Below are 16,671 nucleotides of genomic sequence, written 5' to 3' on the forward strand. Positions count from 1 at the left end.
GCTCAGAGCTCGGTGCGCCCGGCCTTCGTCAGCCGGAGACGTCGACGACGTTGCGTGAGCACCAGTGGATCGTGCGACAGGTCGCGGTAGAGCGACACCGACAGCCCGATCATGACCAGCACGAACGGCGCCGCGGCGATGATTGTCATGGTCTGCAAGCCGTTGAGCGCGTCCGCGCCGCCCGTCCACAGGATGATCGCGGCGGTGCCACCGGTGATGGCTCCCCAGAACACGACGACCCAGCGGCTGGGCTCGAGGGTTCCGCGCTGACTGAGGGTGCCCATGACCATGGACGCCGCGTCGGCACCGGAGACGAAGAAGACGGCCACGAGAATCATCACGACGACCGTGGACAGTCCGAAGAGCGGCAGGTTCTCGAGCATGCCGAACAGCTGAGACTCGCTGCTGCCGCGCGCGGCCAGGTCGATGCCGTCGCGCTGTTCGCCGATACCGGCTCCGCCGAAGATCGAGAACCACACCAGGCTCACGGCACTCGGGATCACGATGACACCGATGATGAACTCACGAACGGTGCGGCCACGGCTGATGCGGGCGAGGAACATGCCGACGAAGGGGGTCCAGGAGACCCACCAGGCCCAGTAGAAGATCGTCCACGACGACAGCCACGACGCGGTCTCCGGATCGGACGACGCCGCCGAGCGAGCCGACATGTGGAACAGCTGGCTCGCGTAGTCGCCGATGGTGGTGGGAATCAGGTTGAGGATCAACACCGTCGGGCCCAGCACGAACACGAAGAGTGCGAGGACGAGTGCCAGCACCATGTTGATGTTGGACAGCCACTGGATGCCCTTGGCGACGCCGGAGACCGCGGACGCGACGAAGGCGAGGGTCAACAGCGCGACGATGGCGACGAGCAGGAGCGTGCCGGCCTCACCGAGCCAGCCGATGACCTCGACACCCGAACCGATCTGCAGCGCACCGAGTCCGAGGGAGGCGGCGGTACCGAACAGCGTCGCGAAGATGGCGAGGATGTCGATGACCTTGCCGATCGGGCCCTCGGCGCGGCGACCGAGGAGCGGGAGGAAGGCGGAGCTGATGAGCTGACGACGGCCGCGGCGGTAGGTGCTGTACGCGACGGCGAGACCCATGACGGCGTAGATGGACCACGGATGCAGGCTCCAGTGGAACATCGTGGTGGCCATGGCCGTTCCGACACTACTGTCGGTGCCGGGCGGCGGCGTGACGAAGTGCGTCAGCGGCTCGGAGACGCCGTAGAACATCAACCCGATGCCCATGCCGGCGCTGAACATCATGGCGATCCAGCTGACGGTCTTGAACTCCGGCTTCTCCCCGTCCTTGCCGAGCGGGATGCGTCCGTACTTCGACATCGCCAGGTAGATGCAGAAGAGCACGAAACCGGTGGCGGAGATGATGAACAGCCAGCCCATGTTGGTGACGAGCCAGTCCAGCATCGAGGACGTCACGTTCTCGAGGCTCGTCGGTCCGGCCAGTCCCCAGACGATGATGCCCGTGACGACGGCTGCCGCGACGCCGAACACCACGGGGTCGAGGGTGGCGCGCCGCGGCGCCGGTTCCTGCGACGCGGGGTCCTGCGCATCGGGGTGCGCGGAGGTGGGCAGCACGGCAGATGCCGCGGACGACGGAACGTCCGCGGCATCATCGCGTGGGGTGTCAGCCGGTCCTGTGTCCGTGTCCATACGCGATGTCATGAGACGTCACGTTGCTCGCCTCGACGCCCCGGTGCAAGTTCACAGAATGTTTTCGCAGGTCAGGACGATACGCGTGCACGTGACTTCGGACGGCGGAATGCGCGGTCGACACTGTACGTGCCCGAGCCGACTGCCGCGAGGAGAAGCGCTCCGGCGCCGAGTGCGACGACCAGTTCCCAGCCGCCCTCGCCGACGAACACGCCCTTGTCGAGGTGCACGAAGACGAGCGCGCCGACCATGTCGACGACCAGCAGCAGAGCCGCGACGGACGTCAGCACGCCCAGGATCAGAGCGGCTCCACCGATGAGCTCGACGAAGGTGGCGAAGTACGCCGACACCTGCGGGGCCGGAATGCCCATGCCCTCGAAGCCGGCGGTGGTGGCATCGAGCCCGTTGGTACGCAGTTTCTGCCACCCGTGGGCGACGAACACGACGCCCAGGGCGATGCGCGCGACGAGTGCGGCGATGTCTCGAACGACGACAGGTGTCTTCACAGTGATCCTCTGATGGGTCGGGGTGGATTCGGGATCACGATGACACACTTTAAGTTGAAGCGTCAACTTAAGTCGTGTCAGGAGTCCGCGAGCGCCGTCCGCACATAGCGCAGAGCCACCTCGTCGTCGATGCCGGCGCGACGCGCCGCGCGGACGTACTCCGTGGCCGCGAGTTGCACTGCCCCGGCCGAAGGATCGCCGCCGGCCGCCACGAAGGTGCCCGACCGCCCCCGGGTCTCGATCACGCCGTCCTTCTCGAGTTCGCGGTACGCCTTCGCCACCGTGTTGGGAGCGAGGTCCAGCGTCGCCGCGAGAGCTCGCACCGTCGGCAGTTTCGATCCCGCGATGAGTTGCCCCGACCGCACCGCGGCCACGATCTGCGACCGCACCTGGTCGAACGGCGCCGTCCCCGACGCACCGTCGATCGTGAACCTCATCGGTCCCACTCCCGCCATACTTGCTCCATGTCCGTCACGATCTATCACAACCCCCGGTGCTCGACGTCCCGCAACGTACTCGCGGCCATCCGCGACGCGGGGGTGGAGCCGACCATCGTGCCCTACCTGACCACCCCGCTGGACGAGGCAACGTTGCGAGCCCTCATCTCCGATGCCGGCCTCACCCCGCGCACCGCGGTGCGCAAGCGCGAGACACTGTACAAGGAACTCGATCTCGCGAATGCCGACGACGAGACGGTCCTGCGCGCCATGCTGACGCATCCGGTTCTCATCGAGCGACCCTTCGTGGTCGGCGAGAAGGGCACCGTCCTGGCGCGCCCGGCGGACACGGTGAGCACGGTCCTCTAGCCGGCTGGACATCAGCGGGAAGGCCGGAGGCCGGCCGGAGGTCAGCGGGAAGGCCGGAGGCCGGCCGGAGGTCAGCGGGAAGGCCGGAGGCCGGCCGGACATCAGACGGGATCGCGGGCGACGGGGCAGGACATGCAGCGGGGTCCGCCGCGGCCCGACCCCAGTTCCGATCCCGAGATGCGCAGCACCTCGATGCCCGACGCCTCGAGGCGCGCGTTGGTCTCGACGTTGCGTTCGTACGCGACGACGACGCCGGGAGCCAGTGCGAGCGTGTTGTTCCCGTCGTCCCACTGCTCACGTTCGGCGGTGACGTTGTCGAGTCCGGTGTCGATGACCCGCAGTTTGCCGATACCCATGGCGTCGGCCGCGGAGTCGAGGAACGGGCCCGCGCCGGTGATGGTCACACCGGTGTCCTCGCGGCGAATCGTGAACGCGGACAGCGTGTCCTGGATGATCGGGTACATCACCACCGCGTCGGTGTCGACCATCGTGCACACGGTGTCCAGGTGCATCGACGCCCGTTCCTGCGCGATGGGCACCACGAGCACGGTGTGCGCGAGGTCGTCGTCGAAGAGGCTGCGCGCGAGCGCTTCGGCACCGGCGGGCGTGGTGCGTTCACCGACTCCCACGGCGACGACGCCGGGCGCCATCAGCAGCACGTCGCCGCCCTCCACCGGCGCGGTGTGCGACTCGTAGGCCCGGCGCACACCGAGGAATCGTGGATGGAAGGCGTAGATCAGATCCGTCAGCGACGTCTCCCGAGCGCGGGCCCGCAGCGCCAGCGACGTGATCGCGACGCGTTGCTGGATCCAGAACGACGAGTCGCGGGTGAACAGCAGGTTCGGGAGCGGCTCGATGACGAAGTCGCCGCCGTGGTGCATGCGCCGGACCAGCGAGACACCCGAGTCGTCCGCTACCGGCAGTTCGTCGAAGGTCATGCCCGCCATCAGCACGGTCGCCAGTTCGGGTGCGGGCAGGCCGCGGAGGTAGGTCGCCAGGTCCCGGGCGAGCACGTGTCCGAGCCGCCGGGGTTCCACCGCGGCGGCGACACCCTGCACGCGTGCGGCACCGCTGAGGGCCAGGGTCTCGGTCAGCAGATCACCGAGCAGGAGGACCTCGACACCGCGTCCTCGCAGCAGGTCGGCGAACGCGTCGTGCTCGTCGCGAGCGCGGTCCACCCACGGCAGCCCGTCGAACAGCAGCTGATCGTTGTTGCGTGGGGTGAGTCGGCGCAGCTCGTCGCCAGGGCGGTGCAGCATGACCGTCCGGAGCGTTCCCACCTCGGAATCCGCTCCCAGCGGAGCCGTCGCGTCCATGCCAGAACGGTAGTGCGTGAGCGCCGACTCGGCACGCGCTCCGCCGCGACACGCGCGTGAGGTCAGCGCAGCAGTCGGGAGAAGTAGTCGTTGGCCGCCTGCATGGTCATCTCGTAGGGGCGCGCGAACTTGCGCGACACCCAGTACCCCACCCGGATGTCGTTGCTCGAGTAGACGAGGAAGTGCCGCTTCGCCATCCCGGTCAGGATCTTCTCCGCGACCACCTCGGGCGACACGGCGTGGGCCTCGAAGCGTGCGGTCAGCTTCGTCACGCGTGGGTCGTCGCGATCCACGCCGGCGATGTCCACCGTCTCGACGAGCGGTGTCCGCACCGCCCCGGGGACCACGAGCGAGACGTCGATGCCGTGCCGGGCGAGGTCGTAGCGCAACACCTCGGACATGCCGCGCACGCCGAACTTGCTGGCGCTGTACGCCGCGTGCCACGGATACGCGAGCAGGCCGGCCGACGACGACACGTTGACCAGGTACCCACCGCGACCCGCCGCGATCATCGGGGGAACGAAGCACTGGGTGACGTGGATCGGGCCCATCAGGTTGATGTCGATCAGCGCCTTCCACGTCTCGTGGGCCATGTTCTCGACGGTGCCCCACGCGGAGATCCCGGCCACGTTCATGACGACGTCGACGCTCCCCACCTCGGCGTGCACGGCGTCCGCGAACGAGGCGACGGCGTCGTGGTCGGAGACGTCGAGCGCACGCGAGGCGACGACGCTGCCGCCGTTCTCGGCGATGGTGGCGGCCGTGGCGGCCAGTCCCGCCTCCGCGATGTCCGTGACGACCAGCCGCGCCCCACGCCGCGCGGCCTCGATCGCCGTGGCGCGACCGATGCCGCTGGCGGCGCCGGTGACCAGCACGATCGCCCCGCGCAGGTCGGTCCACGACCGTCGCGGACGTCTCCCTCTCAGCCTGCTCTGCACCATCGCGTCGCACTCCCCCCTCGCCGGCCTGCTGTGGTGCCCGACACTACCGGTCGAGTGTGCGCGCTCCGACTTGTCAGAGGCCCGACGACCGGCGCAGAATCTGCCACCATGGCGTTGATCTCGAAGGGCTTCGTGGGCCGCCGGCGCGGCGACGACGGTCGGACTCCCCCCGGCCAGTACCTGACCAACGATTTCCCGGTTCTCGCCATCGGGCCCGCGCCCGTGGTCGCGACCGACACGTGGTCATTCTCCATCACGTCCGAGACCGGTGAGACCCGGACCTGGACGTGGGACGAGGTGGCCGCGCTGCCGCACGAGACCCCGACGGTCGACATCCACTGCGTCACCAAGTGGTCGAAGCTCGACACCAACTGGAACGGCGTGAGTCTCGACGTGCTGCTGGACGGTCTCGACACCGAGGCGGGGTACGTCGTCGTACACGGCTTCGACGGATACACCACCAATCTGCCCCTCGAGGACCTGCGAGACGGGAAGGCCTGGTTGGTCACCGAGTTCGACGGAGAGCCGCTCGCACGCGAACACGGCGGTCCCGCACGGCTTCTCGTGCCGCACCTGTACTTCTGGAAGTCGGCGAAGTGGGTCTCGCGCATCGAGCTCACCGAGGAGAACGAACAGGGATTCTGGGAGCGCGGCGGCTATCACGACTACGGCGACCCGTGGCGCGAGCAGCGATACCAGGGCGACTGACGTGACCACCGGAGCCACCGCCGGGGTCGGGGCCCGGCCCTGGCTCGTCGCGAGGGTGCTCGAGGTGCGGCGCGAGACACCGACCGCCTCGACGCTGGTGCTCGACGTCGACGGCTGGCCGGGACATCTCGCCGGACAGCACGTGGACGTGAAGCTGACCGCCGAGGACGGGTACAGCGCGCAGCGCAGCTACTCCCTCGCCTCCGCACCGGACGGCACGTCGCGCATCGAGATCGCCGTGCAGAACGTCTCCGACGGCGAGGTGTCCCCCTACCTCGTCGGCGCCGTCGAGGTGGGCGACCGGTTCGAGATCCGCGGACCCGTCGGCCGGTGGTTCGTCTGGCGGCCGTCGGCACCCACCGAGACCCCGTCACCGCCTGTCCTGCTGGTGGGCGGCGGCTCGGGCATCGTTCCGCTCCGCGCGATGGTCCGCGCGCAGGCCGCGGCGGGATCGAGCGGCGGCCGGGTGCCGTTCCGCGTGCTCTACTCGGTCCGTGAACCGGCGGAGGTGTACTTCGCCGACGAGTGGGCGCATCCGCCCGCGGGAGTCGACGTCACCACGCTCTACACGCGGCGCGCACCCACCGGCTCCCGCAGGCCGCTCGGCCGCATCACGATCGAGGATCTCGACGCGCACGGGTGGCCCGCCGAGTTCGAGCCGCGGTGCTACATCTGCGGGCCCACGAGCTTCGTCGACACGGTCGCGGACATGCTGGTCGAGCGAGGACATGCACCGGCGAACATCCGCACGGAGCGCTTCGGACCCAGCTGACAACCGTCCCCGCCCGGCCGAGTTCAGAGGCGGGTGGTCATCTCGTCCTGGTAGTCGCGGACAGTGCGTTCGATGCGTGCGGCATCGTCGGCGTCACCGCGTTTCCGAGCGTCGTCCGCGCGTGACTGCAGCACGCGGATGGCCTTGCGCAGCTCGTTGTCGGACATGCGGCGGTCGGTGCGTTCGCGCGTGGCGATGTCTTCCATGGGTCTCTCCCGACGTCACTCGTGCGGTCGACACACGATGCCGTGTGTCTCACGTCACAGTGTGCGCCGGGAGAGCGCCGAACGCTAGTGGTTGCTGGAGACGCCGGTGTCGCTGGTGGCGTCGGCACCCGAGCGATCGCGTACGAAGCTGGAGAGGCTTCGCGAGGCGAACTCGCGGAAGTACGGGAGCTTCGCCGGCGGCACGAGCGAGGGCAGGATGGTGTGCCAGACCTGCTCCATGCGCACGGCGGCACCGTCGAGGCGCGCAGTGCCCTCGGCGACCATCAGCACGCCACTGAGCATCTCCGAGACCAGGCAGGACGCGGTCTCGGCGTCCAGCGAGTCGATGACGTCACCGTGCTCGATGGCACGCTCGAAGAGGTGCGAGAAGATGTTCTGCCACGTACCGAAGACGCTCCCCCGCGTGGGGTCCGGTGCGTCCACCTCGAGCTGCAGGCGGTACATGATGCGCACCAGGTTGTCGGTATTGGCAAGGTCGAGAACGGAATACGTGATCCCGATGACGGATTCCAGTGCAGGAGAACGGCTGTCGACCATTCCGGTGCAGGCGGCCGCGACACGCTCACGACCCTCGTCGACGAGCGCGCGCGCCAGCTCTTCCTTGGACGCGAAGTGGAAGTACAGCGCGCCCTTGGTCACACCCGACTCCGCCGAGACCTGGCTCAGGGTCGCCGTGGCGTGGCCGACCCGCAGGAACAGATCGGCGGCAGCCCGCAGGGCCGCGGACCGCGTTGCCTCTGCACGTAATTGCCTGACCATTGTTACTCCCCACTAGTCACGCGCGTTCGGACCGGTGCTCCGAACCGCCGGTGTGAATCCCGTGTCACACCCTTCTACTGCGCGTGATCATGATAGGCACAGGTTGGACTCGAACACCGCCACAGAAATGCACTCGAGACAAAATCACAATGACGACCAGCGCTCGAGCGAGTCCAGGCACCGCTCCGACTGCTTCTACTCGTCGGTAGGTTCTTTATCTCGACGAGAGCCGACTTCTCGTCCGCCGGCACCGGACGTCGGCGCACGTCATTGCAGCGAGACGGCGACGAAGATCTCGACGTTCCCGTCGGCTGAGAGGCACTCGAACTCCACCCCGCCGGCGCGCACGATCGAGCCGTCGGCGATGGCCTCCTCGGCCTGCGCCCACGCGTCCTCCGCCCGGTCGGGCAGCGTCATCGACGGCGTGAAGACCGCGAACGCTCCCGACGGAACCGTGACGAAGACGTCGCCGATCGGCACGTCGTCGACGTTCCCACGAGGTACGCCGACGACGACGTTGCAGACACCACGCTGATCCGGGACGTAGACGGTGTAGACGTCGGCGTCCTCCGATTCACGTTCGCGGATACGTTCACGCAGGAACACGACGAGATCGCTGGCGCTGCCCTCGGGTCCGGGATCGACACCGGGCACGACCAGTCCGCCGAACACCATGCTCGGACGTGCCACGAGACGGAACGTCATCCCGCACCGCCGACGCCCCGCGAGCCGGGCGTCGCGACCGGAACGTACATCTCGATCTTGTACGCGTGGGGATACACCTCGAACTCACCGGTGAAGGCGCGAGTGAAGGACCCCATCTCCTCCGCGTGGGTGATCTCGTTCCACAGCGTCGTCAGGACCTGCGGAAAATTGCCGACTGCTGAGAATTTCGCATAGCGACCCGCCGGCACACGCGCCACGATGTGCCCGCGGCGCACGTCACCGTCCGCGACGCGGTACCCGACGATCTGCGTGCTGTAGGACCCGATCGCAGGAACGAAGTCGGTGTAGATCGACCCGAGCGGTTCACCGATGTCCTGGTTCAGGATTCCGGACCACGCACGTTCGAGATTGGTGTCATAGAGAGAGCCCAACGCCCGTTTCGGGCTACGCACAGGGAGACCCGCAACCCACGTTTCCGCGAGGTCGACGAATTCGATGGTCATGACGGGCTCCCGTGCAACGGCTTCGATGTCCGCGTGGTGGTCACTGACATTCCGGCGGACCGGCACTCGCGACCCCGCCCGGAGAAGTGCCCACCCGCCGAATACCACGACGCGCCCTCACCATACAGTGCCGCGTCAGGGGAGAACGGATACCCCGTGAGATCCGTCCATTCCTGCCGAGGCCGGCAGCGCCTCCATGGGCGGCGGTGCATCGGATCGCCACTGCACCACGGCGGCTCCCGTCAGAATTGCTGCACCACCTGCGATTTGAGTGAGAGACACCGTCTCGCCGAGCAGGAGCCACGCCGCAACCACCGCGCACAGCACCTCGACCAGCGCGATCACCGATGCGGTCGATGCCCCGAGGGCGCGGGACGCCATGATCCCGAAAACGTACGCGACGGCTGCGGAGACCAGGGCGAGCACTGCGACGGCAGTCCACCACGGCCACGCCCGGCCGTCGAGAGCGACGTCGTTCGTCGACACCTGCAACGGAACCATTCCCAGCATTCCGGCGACGCCGACCACAATGGCGCCCACCGCCAGTCCGGCGGCCGAGAGAACCAACGGATCGACGGCGTCGCCCTGTTTCGCGGACACCACGAAGTAGAACGCGAGACACACGGCGGCGGACAGTCCCCAGAGCACGCCGACAGGATCGAACACGGCGCCGTCGAACACGTCGAGCACGACCAGCGCACCGCCGAGCGCGAGTGCGACACCCGCCATCGTCGTCGGGCGGGGGTGCCGCCGGGTGGTGATCCAGATCCAGCCGATCACCAGGACCGGCCCGAGGTACTCGAGCATGAGTGCGACACCCACCGAGAGGTGTTGGATCGCATTGAAGAAGCAGACCTGGGCTCCTGCCACCGCGACGACGCCGTACGCGACGACGGTGACGGGAGCCGAGAGCACCCCGCGGAGTGCGCCGCGGCGCAGCAGGACGACGACGGGCAGGAGGATCACCGCACCGCCCACGATGCGAGCGAGCACCGCGGACTCGGGCGACCACCCGGTGTCGGTGAGCGCCTTCGCGAACGGGCCCGACATTCCGAACGCGATCGCGGAGGTCACGGCGAACGCGACACCGGAACGGGAGGACTCCATGAGCGGCCCTTTCGAGGATCCGGCCACACCGCCGGGTACGTCGCCCGTCACGTCATGACCGTAACTGTAGATTGGTCATGACACTAGAGACCCGGAAGGTCAGGAGTCAAATGCTTTTTGCTCATGACACACGCACCGCCCTCGTCTGGGCGGCGGCGCTGATCAACACCGCCGCGAACGGCGAGGACCACCTCCCTGACGTGAGCACCCTGTCGTCGATGCTCGACGAGCACGAGTGGACGGGGCGCCGCGACGGCACACAGGAGGAACTCGACGCCGTGCGGGCCCTGCGCCCGGCCTGGCGGGCGCTGTGGGAGACGGGCGAACCCGACGCCGTCGTACCCGTCGTCAACGCGATGCTGGCCGCATCCGACGCCCGGCCGTACCTCACCCGCCACGGCGACTGGGGCTGGCACATGCACGTCAGCGACGACGACGCGCCCCTCGCCGATCGCATGACGGCCGAGACCGCCGTCGCCCTCGCCGACATGGTGCGGTCGGACGAGCTCGAGCGGCTCCGCCTGTGCGACGCACCGGACTGCGACGCGGTGCTCGTCGACCTCTCCCGCAACCGATCGAGGCGGTACTGCGACACCGGAAACTGCGGCAACCGCGCCAACGTCGCCGCGTACCGGGCCCGCAAGAAGATCTGACGACGGCCGGTCCTGGTGAACCGATATTCGCACAATTTCTGATGATCCGGATTCACTCCGTGGTCACCGGACCAGCCACTCGGAGCTGCCCCACAGGATAACGGTGGTTCGCTCCATCTGTTGTGGCGCAACATCATACGACTCATCGGTGGCTTTGACGCCACCTGCAGCCGGGGTTACCGTCGGTGATCGCGGCGGCCCGCCGGGCCGCACGCCTCATCGCTTCTCCTCGTCTCGGGAGCCACACCATGTCGATCTCGACGTCCCTCGACGGGCGGGTGCAGAGCCACACCCGCGCGCATCTGTCCGAGTCTCGTGCACGCGTGGCCTCCATGCTGGGCGACATCGTCGAGGACCGCTCGCTCGGAGCCAGACTGTGGTCGACCGACGACGTCGAGTACCTCAACTGCGGCGGGTACGGGACCCTCCTGCTCGGCGCCCGGCATCCCCGCGTCGTCGACGCGGTGATCGCCCAGCTCGGACGCCATCCCGTCTCCACCCGCACCCTGCTCGAACCTCGGGTGGCCGAGGCCGCGGCGGCACTGGCGGCCCGCCTGCCGGACCCGCTGTCGAAGGTCTACTTCGGCGCCTCCGGAACCGAGGCCACCGAAGCCGCCGTCAAGATGGCCTGCAGCGCCGGCCACCATCGCCTGATCGGGGCGAGCCGCGGCTACCACGGCAAGACCCTCGGCGCGCTCGCCCTCACGGCGAATCCGTCGTATCAGAACCCGTTCCGTCGACTGTTCACCGCGGCGACCACAGTTCCGTACGGCGACGTCCAGGCACTGTCGGACGCACTCGGCGACGACGCCTCCGACGCCTGCGTGGTCCTCGAACCCGTGCAGGGCGAGGGCGGGGTCGTGCTGCCGCCCCGCAACTACCTCGCGGTCGCCTCGGCACTGTGCCGTGAACGCGGAGCCCTCCTCGTGATCGACGAGATCATGACCGGCCTCGGACGCACCGGCCTGATGTGGGAGAGCGAGCGGGACGCCGTCGACGCGGACATCGTCCTCGTGGGAAAGAGTCTGGGCGGCGGCGTGATTCCCGTGTCGGCCGCCGTCGCGACACCGCGCGCCTTCCGTGCCTTCGACATCGACTTCGGCATCCACACGTCGACCTTCTCCGGTGCGCCGCTGGGGATGGCGGCCGCGTGCGCCGCGCTCGAGGTCATCGACGACGAGAAGCTGGTGGCGCGATCCGCACGGACGGGCGGACGACTGCTCGACGAGTTGCGCATACTCACAGCGGATCTCGGGACCGTGGAGGTCCGCGGTCGAGGGTTGCTCATCGGGCTCGACTTCGGCGACGCCGGCACCGCCGGCCGCTTCCTGCTCGCGCTGCTCGACCGGCGCGTCGTGGCCAACCACTCCCTGAACGCCAGTCCAGTCGTGCGTTTCACTCCCCCGGCCACGATGACCGAGCCTGATGTCGACTGGATGCTCACCGCCGTCGGCGACGCACTGCGCGAGACGTTCTCGAAAGGACACCGATGACGATTCTGCTGACCGGAGCCTCCGGCGTCGTCGGACTGCCGACGCTCCGCGCCCTCACCGAGGACCACGACGTCGTCGTGCTGGAAGGTCGACGGGCCGTGCCGCACTCGCGGATCACTGTCCGCGGCGACCTCCGCGCGCCACACCTCGGACTCGACGACCGGACGTGGTCCGCCCTCACCCGCGACGTGGACACCGTCGTGCACTGCGCCGGCGTCGTGGACTTCGGGATCGACGACGCGTCCACCCGGGCCGTCAACGTCGACGGAGTCCGCCACATCGTGGAGCTCTCCCGGGACGCGTCGGCACGCCTGGTGCACGTCAGCACCGCCTTCGTCGGCCAACCCGTGATCCCGGACGTCACCGGCGGACTCGCCACCATGCACCCCGGTGCGTACATCGCCAGCAAGAGGGACGGCGAGGATCTCGTGCGGAGCAGCGGCCTCGACTGGACCATCGTCCGCCCGTCCATCGTGTGCGGCGATTCCGAGACCGGTGAGATCTCCGAGTTGCAGGGGCTGCACACCCTCGTGCGCGCCTTCCTGCGCGGGACGTTGCCGGTCGTCCTGTGCGAGGACGCGCTGCAGTACGACTTCGTGCCGTGCGACGTCGTCGCACGGTCGATCGCGACGGTGGTGAACCACCCGCGGCAGTACGACCGCGAGCACGTGTGGGTCACCAGCGGGGCCGCGGCACTGGACATCGACTCGCTCGTCGCCGTGCTGGTCGACGAGGCCACCCGCCTCGGGATCGCGGTGGACGCGCCTCGCCGGCTGCACCCGGACGTGTTCCAGCGCCTGTGGAAGCCGGCCTTCTTCGACCTGCTCGACCCCGCGTCGCAGACGAAGTTCGCCAATCTCCTCGCCTCCGTCGCGAACCTGTTCAACACCAGCCCGTTTCCCACGTCGCTCGGGTCCGGACCCCTCCCTCCCGCGCAGACGGCGGGCACCATCGAACGCTCCGCCCGCCTCACCGCCCGACATCTGGTGGAGCGCTCCCCCGGTGCCTATCCCGTCCTGCAGTCCGCCTGACTGTCGATTCCATTCGAGGAGTTCTCATGTCCCCCAGCATCATCAGTGTGATCGCCACCCTCACCGGCGTCACTCCGGACGACGTGTTCGATCGGGTCAGCGACTTCGCCTCCTTCGGCGATCACGTACCCATGGTCGACCGCATCACCGTGACGGATCCCGAGTCGCGGGACGCGGCCGGGTACGTTCGATCGTCGTCGTGGTCGACCCACTTCCGCGGCGGTCTGCTGCAGTGGGTCGAGACGGACACCGTCGACGTGCCCGGCCGCACCGTCACTTTCGAGCAGTCGAGCGGCGACCTGGGATCGTTCGACGGCCGGTGGGCGGTGCGGGAGACCGGCGACGGCGCCGTCGAGATGGCCTTCGACGCCGCCGTCGACATCGGCATCCCGTCGATGGCCGACATGCTCAATCCGGTCGCCGCACAGGAACTGGCCACCGGCGTGCACCAGATCGTCGACGGGCTCTTCGGCTCGGGCGTCGTCTCCGTCGAGACCGGGTCGCGGCTCACTCAGCGCTGACGGACCGGCCCCGGCCTATGCTGAACGCGTGCTCGGCCGACGGCAGTTCCTCCGCGGGGCCGGCGCGGCTGCGGCCGCCGCCGCCCTGGCGGGGTGTTCCCGAGACACGTGGTGGCAGGACGCTTCCGGCCGACTGCGCATCGCCACCGGCAACGTGGGTGCGGTGTTCGACGAGTACGGCGCGGCTCTGCGCACAGAGGCCTCGCAGGTGCTGCCGGGTGTGCGCTCGGAGGTCGTCGTGACCGGCGGCTCCGTGGGAAACGTGCTCGACCTCTCGTCGGGCACCGCGGACGTCGCGTTCTGTCTCGGCGACACGGCGCTCGACGCGGTGCGCGGCGAGGGAGCCTTCGACTCCCCGGTCCCCCTGACCGCGCTGGCCCGGCTCTACGACAGCTTCCTGCAGATCCTCGTCCCGGTGGATTCCCCGGTCACGGGCATCCAGGATCTGACGGGCGTGCGCCTGAGCGCGGGCCAGACCGACTCGGGTACCCGGTCGGTGACCGAGAGGTGCCTGGCCGCAGCAGGAGTGGACACGGCGGACGTCGACTTCGTCGCGCAACCGCTCGGCGAGGCGACGGCGGCGCTGAGCACCGGACGCGTCGACGCGCTGGCCTTCGTCAGCGGGTTCCCGGTGCGGGCACTGGTCGAGCTGGGCGCGCGCACACCGGTCCGCGCGCTGGATCTCGGTGGACTGGTCGAGGGACTCGTGTCGACGTGGGGTCCGCAGTACGTCACCGGTCCGCTGCCGGCCGGGCCGTACCGTCTGCCCGCCGCCGTCCAGACTGTCAGCGTGAAGACCTCATCGCGACGCCGACGCTCCGCGAGGACACGGCCTACGGGTTCACGTCCGTCGTCTTCGACCGTCAGGACGCGATCGCACGAACCGTCCCCGACGTCCGGCAGCCGACCGTCGCCGCCGGGATGTTCACCCAGCCGGTCCCGCTGCATCCGGGGGCGCTGCGGTGGTTCCGCGATCGAGACGCGCGGGAAGTGAGATGACCGTCCGCAGGCCGGGATCGGCGGGGTCGAAGACCACGTCCCCGTCGGCGTCGCGGATGCGGAGGACGACGATCGCGAGACCCAGTCCGGTGCCCTCGACGCCGGCGTGCCGGTCGAGTCGATGGAAGCGCCGCCCCAGCTCGGCGGCTTCGGCGGCACTGACGCCGTCACCGTGATCGCGCACCGTCACTCGCCACGCGTCGCCGGCCTGCTCCAGCGCGACGTCGACGGACCGACCCTCCGCGTACTTCAGGGCGTTGTCCAGCAGGACGTCGAGGACCGTGGGGACGAGGTCCTCCTCCAGGAACGCCGGGGCGGTGTCGACGTCGACCCGGACGGTCAGCAGATCCCCGAACAACGGCGCCCACAGCGCGACCCGCTCGCGAAGCTGCCGGGCGACGTCCACCTCGGAGGAGCGTCGGTCGAAGCCTCCCGCGCGGCTGATCTCGATCACCGCGTCGAGTGAGCGCGCCATGCGTTCGGTCTCGGCGAGCACCGGTTCGACGGCCGGATCGTCCACGGCCAGGTTCTCGAGCCGGAGCCGCAGTGCCGTCAGCGGATTGGCCAACTGATGCGACACGTCCGCGACCAGTTCGCGCTGCTGCTGCCGGGAGTGCTCCACGTTCGCCGCCATGTCGTCGAACGACTCCGCGAGCCGCCGGAGTTCGGGCGGCCCGACGTGGCGTCCCTCGGTCGGAGTGCGGCCACGGGACAGCTGCTCGACGCGGGTGGTCAGATCGTCGACCGGCCGCACCACCCAGCCGACGAGTGGCACTCCCACGAGCCAGGCGACGAGCGCGAGGACGACGGCGCCGCCCGCCGCGGCGAGCACCATCGCTCGCTGCACGTTGTCCCGCGCGGCCGACGTGTCCTCCAGCATGACGACGGCACCGAGGATCTGCGCGTCCCGGCCGATGGGCGTCGCGACGATCAACGGCTCGGTCTGCCACGGCCACAGAGCAGTCGGAGCGGAGGTCGGTGTTCCCGCGAGCGCGTCGCGTACCGCGCCCGCCAGACCCGGCACGTCGGCCGGCAGATCCGAGCCTGCCGGTGCGAGCACCGATCCGTCGATGTCGACGATCCACGTGCGGGTGGTCTCCGTGACCTCGCCGTACCGCATCAGATCGGGTCCCAGTGAGCTCGCGTCACCGACGCTGTCGGCCAGGGTGGCGAACCGGGTCGCGGCGGCCAGACGCCGTTCGTGGATGGTGATCGCCCGTTCCTCCGCGTGGGCGGCCACGAGCGGCGCGACGAGAGCCGCCAGCACGGCGGCCGTCAACGTGATCGCCAGTGCGAGCAGCCGTCTCCTCACGCGTCGGGCTCGGCCGGAGCGACCAGTCGATAGCCGACACCGCGCACCGACTCGATCCGGGCGACGTCCTTCAGCTTGTTCCGCAGTGACGCGACGTGGACGTCGAGTGTGCGCGAGGCACCCACCCACGTCGTGTCCCACACCTCCTCCATGAGCGCGGCGCGGCTCACGGGGCGGTCCGGTGTGCGGGAGAGTGCCACGAGCAGTTCGCATTCCTTCGCGGTGAGCGTGCGCACGGAGCCGTCGGGTGCGGTGACCTCGCGGGTGTCCCGAGCGAGGTCGAAGCCGAGATCGACGGCCAACTCGGTGGCGACGCGTCCGACACTGCGCCGCACGACCGCGTCCAGCCGTGCGAGCAGCACCGCGAAGCTGTACGGCTTGGTGACGTAGTCGTCGACACCCGCACGCAGAGCGCCGATCACGGATTCCTCGGTGCGCCGCGCCGTGAGCGCCACGATGGGAACGGACGAGTGCTCCCGGATCCGGCGGCAGACCCACAGGCCGTCGTGATCCGGGAGCCCCATGTCGAGCAGGACGAGATCGGCGTCGTCCACCATGTCGAGCGCCGCGGTCCCGGTCGCGGCGTGCCGCACCGCCCAGCCCTGCCGACGCAGCGACTGTGTGAGTGCGTCGGCGACTCCGAGGTCGTCCTCGACGACGAGAATCTGCATC

At 69.1% G+C, this 16,671-nt stretch carries 20 protein-coding genes; 8 read left to right on the forward strand and 12 right to left on the reverse strand.

Translation table 11 applies throughout. From position 1 onward, the window contains the following. Positions 1–2: 2 nt before the first annotated feature. The 3 genes from HQ306_RS03560 to HQ306_RS03570 all read right to left on the reverse strand — a co-directional run bounded on the left by HQ306_RS03560 (position 3) and on the right by HQ306_RS03570 (position 2,622). Positions 3–1,679 (reverse strand): BCCT family transporter, encoded by a 1,677-nt coding sequence (locus tag HQ306_RS03560; RefSeq protein WP_222627636.1) that lies wholly within the window; start codon positions 1,677–1,679, stop codon positions 3–5. Between the two features lie 71 nt (positions 1,680–1,750). Continuing rightward, on the reverse strand, positions 1,751–2,185 hold the full coding sequence (locus HQ306_RS03565; protein WP_027504098.1) for a DoxX family protein: 435 nt from the start codon (positions 2,183–2,185) through the stop codon (positions 1,751–1,753). A gap of 77 nt (positions 2,186–2,262) precedes the next feature. Then, on the reverse strand, positions 2,263–2,622 hold the full coding sequence (locus HQ306_RS03570) for a GntR family transcriptional regulator (protein WP_222627638.1): 360 nt from the start codon (positions 2,620–2,622) through the stop codon (positions 2,263–2,265). Positions 2,623–2,649: 27 nt separating this feature from the next. On the opposite strand from HQ306_RS03570, the gene arsC reads away from it, so the two are divergent. After that, positions 2,650–2,991: an arsenate reductase (glutaredoxin) gene (arsC, locus tag HQ306_RS03575; protein WP_222627640.1), complete on the forward strand. Its 342-nt coding sequence runs from the start codon at positions 2,650–2,652 to the stop codon at positions 2,989–2,991. A gap of 101 nt (positions 2,992–3,092) precedes the next feature. On the opposite strand, the gene arcA is transcribed toward arsC, so the two are convergent. Both arcA and HQ306_RS03585 read right to left on the reverse strand, forming a co-directional pair. Further along, a complete protein-coding gene (gene arcA, locus HQ306_RS03580; RefSeq protein WP_222627642.1) occupies positions 3,093–4,307 on the reverse strand; it encodes an arginine deiminase in 1,215 nt (404 codons plus the stop codon). 62 nt (positions 4,308–4,369) lie between these two features. Beyond that, a complete protein-coding gene (locus tag HQ306_RS03585; RefSeq protein WP_222627644.1) occupies positions 4,370–5,248 on the reverse strand; it encodes an SDR family oxidoreductase in 879 nt (292 codons plus the stop codon). A 108-nt stretch (positions 5,249–5,356) separates the two neighbouring features. On the opposite strand from HQ306_RS03585, the gene HQ306_RS03590 reads away from it, so the two are divergent. Both HQ306_RS03590 and HQ306_RS03595 read left to right on the forward strand, forming a co-directional pair. Beyond that, the gene (locus HQ306_RS03590) at positions 5,357–5,956 is read left to right on the forward strand and encodes a sulfite oxidase-like oxidoreductase (RefSeq protein ID WP_056447072.1); all 600 of its coding nucleotides are present in this window, start codon (positions 5,357–5,359) and stop codon (positions 5,954–5,956) included. A 1-nt stretch (position 5,957) separates the two neighbouring features. Further along, positions 5,958–6,728, forward strand: a complete 771-nt coding sequence (locus HQ306_RS03595) for a ferredoxin reductase (RefSeq protein ID WP_056447069.1) — start codon at positions 5,958–5,960, stop codon at positions 6,726–6,728. 23 nt (positions 6,729–6,751) lie between these two features. Here HQ306_RS03595 and HQ306_RS03600 read toward each other — a convergent pair whose 3' ends face one another. From HQ306_RS03600 to HQ306_RS03620, 5 genes are all read right to left on the reverse strand, one after another. Next, positions 6,752–6,934: a hypothetical protein gene (locus HQ306_RS03600; protein WP_056447066.1), complete on the reverse strand. Its 183-nt coding sequence runs from the start codon at positions 6,932–6,934 to the stop codon at positions 6,752–6,754. A gap of 84 nt (positions 6,935–7,018) precedes the next feature. Then, positions 7,019–7,714 carry a TetR/AcrR family transcriptional regulator gene (locus HQ306_RS03605; protein WP_051612955.1) on the reverse strand — a complete coding sequence of 232 codons (696 nt, stop codon included), beginning with the start codon at positions 7,712–7,714 and terminating at the stop codon, positions 7,019–7,021. A 267-nt stretch (positions 7,715–7,981) separates the two neighbouring features. Then, positions 7,982–8,419, reverse strand: coding sequence for an effector binding domain-containing protein (locus HQ306_RS03610; RefSeq protein ID WP_222627646.1), 438 nt, complete (start codon positions 8,417–8,419; stop codon positions 7,982–7,984). Continuing rightward, positions 8,416–8,883 (reverse strand): effector binding domain-containing protein, encoded by a 468-nt coding sequence (locus HQ306_RS03615; protein ID WP_027504104.1) that lies wholly within the window; start codon positions 8,881–8,883, stop codon positions 8,416–8,418. The genes HQ306_RS03610 and HQ306_RS03615 overlap by 4 nt, the downstream gene beginning before the upstream one ends. A 135-nt stretch (positions 8,884–9,018) precedes the next feature. Next, complete coding sequence (locus HQ306_RS03620; protein WP_222627648.1) at positions 9,019–10,041, reverse strand: DMT family transporter; 1,023 nt, start codon at positions 10,039–10,041, stop codon at positions 9,019–9,021. Positions 10,042–10,100: 59 nt separating this feature from the next. On the opposite strand from HQ306_RS03620, the gene HQ306_RS03625 reads away from it, so the two are divergent. The 5 genes from HQ306_RS03625 (at position 10,101) to HQ306_RS03645 (ending at position 14,682) form a co-directional block, all read left to right on the forward strand. Next, entirely contained in the window at positions 10,101–10,643 is a 543-nt protein-coding gene (locus HQ306_RS03625) for a CGNR zinc finger domain-containing protein (protein ID WP_027504105.1), read from the forward strand. A 248-nt stretch (positions 10,644–10,891) separates the two neighbouring features. Then, on the forward strand, positions 10,892–12,136 hold the full coding sequence (locus tag HQ306_RS03630) for an aspartate aminotransferase family protein (RefSeq protein ID WP_222627650.1): 1,245 nt from the start codon (positions 10,892–10,894) through the stop codon (positions 12,134–12,136). Further along, positions 12,133–13,167 (forward strand): SDR family oxidoreductase, encoded by a 1,035-nt coding sequence (locus HQ306_RS03635; protein ID WP_222627652.1) that lies wholly within the window; start codon positions 12,133–12,135, stop codon positions 13,165–13,167. The genes HQ306_RS03630 and HQ306_RS03635 overlap by 4 nt, the downstream gene beginning before the upstream one ends. Positions 13,168–13,193: 26 nt before the next feature. After that, positions 13,194–13,688: a type II toxin-antitoxin system RatA family toxin gene (locus HQ306_RS03640; RefSeq protein WP_051612957.1), complete on the forward strand. Its 495-nt coding sequence runs from the start codon at positions 13,194–13,196 to the stop codon at positions 13,686–13,688. Between the two features lie 28 nt (positions 13,689–13,716). Then, positions 13,717–14,682 (forward strand): TAXI family TRAP transporter solute-binding subunit, encoded by a 966-nt coding sequence (locus tag HQ306_RS03645; protein ID WP_222627654.1) that lies wholly within the window; start codon positions 13,717–13,719, stop codon positions 14,680–14,682. Here HQ306_RS03645 and HQ306_RS03650 read toward each other — a convergent pair. Further along, a complete protein-coding gene (locus tag HQ306_RS03650; RefSeq protein ID WP_222627655.1) occupies positions 14,614–15,999 on the reverse strand; it encodes a HAMP domain-containing sensor histidine kinase in 1,386 nt (461 codons plus the stop codon). The two genes, HQ306_RS03645 and HQ306_RS03650, sit on opposite strands and share 69 nt — an antisense overlap. Beyond that, positions 15,996–16,670: a response regulator transcription factor gene (locus HQ306_RS03655; protein WP_222627657.1), complete on the reverse strand. Its 675-nt coding sequence runs from the start codon at positions 16,668–16,670 to the stop codon at positions 15,996–15,998. Before HQ306_RS03655 ends, HQ306_RS03650 begins: the two co-directional genes overlap by 4 nt. Position 16,671 lies beyond the last annotated feature (1 nt).

This window comes from Rhodococcus sp. BP-160 (genome assembly GCF_019836205.1).
Taxonomy (GTDB): domain Bacteria; phylum Actinomycetota; class Actinomycetes; order Mycobacteriales; family Mycobacteriaceae; genus Rhodococcoides.

Excerpts from the sequence above, each read along its gene's own strand:
- HQ306_RS03560 (WP_222627636.1), bottom strand. The coding sequence starts at position 1,679 with ATGGACACGGACACAGGACCGGCTGACACCCCACGCGATGATGCCGCG.
- HQ306_RS03570 (WP_222627638.1), bottom strand. The coding sequence starts at position 2,622 with ATGAGGTTCACGATCGACGGTGCGTCGGGGACGGCGCCGTTCGACCAG.
- arsC (WP_222627640.1), top strand. The coding sequence starts at position 2,650 with ATGTCCGTCACGATCTATCACAACCCCCGGTGCTCGACGTCCCGCAAC.
- arcA (WP_222627642.1), bottom strand. The coding sequence starts at position 4,307 with ATGGACGCGACGGCTCCGCTGGGAGCGGATTCCGAGGTGGGAACGCTC.
- HQ306_RS03585 (WP_222627644.1), bottom strand. The coding sequence starts at position 5,248 with ATGGTGCAGAGCAGGCTGAGAGGGAGACGTCCGCGACGGTCGTGGACC.
- HQ306_RS03590 (WP_056447072.1), top strand. The coding sequence starts at position 5,357 with ATGGCGTTGATCTCGAAGGGCTTCGTGGGCCGCCGGCGCGGCGACGAC.
- HQ306_RS03600 (WP_056447066.1), bottom strand. The coding sequence starts at position 6,934 with ATGGAAGACATCGCCACGCGCGAACGCACCGACCGCCGCATGTCCGAC.
- HQ306_RS03605 (WP_051612955.1), bottom strand. The coding sequence starts at position 7,714 with ATGGTCAGGCAATTACGTGCAGAGGCAACGCGGTCCGCGGCCCTGCGG.
- HQ306_RS03610 (WP_222627646.1), bottom strand. The coding sequence starts at position 8,419 with ATGACGTTCCGTCTCGTGGCACGTCCGAGCATGGTGTTCGGCGGACTG.
- HQ306_RS03615 (WP_027504104.1), bottom strand. The coding sequence starts at position 8,883 with ATGACCATCGAATTCGTCGACCTCGCGGAAACGTGGGTTGCGGGTCTC.
- HQ306_RS03625 (WP_027504105.1), top strand. The coding sequence starts at position 10,101 with ATGCTTTTTGCTCATGACACACGCACCGCCCTCGTCTGGGCGGCGGCG.
- HQ306_RS03630 (WP_222627650.1), top strand. The coding sequence starts at position 10,892 with ATGTCGATCTCGACGTCCCTCGACGGGCGGGTGCAGAGCCACACCCGC.
- HQ306_RS03635 (WP_222627652.1), top strand. The coding sequence starts at position 12,133 with ATGACGATTCTGCTGACCGGAGCCTCCGGCGTCGTCGGACTGCCGACG.
- HQ306_RS03640 (WP_051612957.1), top strand. The coding sequence starts at position 13,194 with ATGTCCCCCAGCATCATCAGTGTGATCGCCACCCTCACCGGCGTCACT.
- HQ306_RS03655 (WP_222627657.1), bottom strand. The coding sequence starts at position 16,670 with ATGCAGATTCTCGTCGTCGAGGACGACCTCGGAGTCGCCGACGCACTC.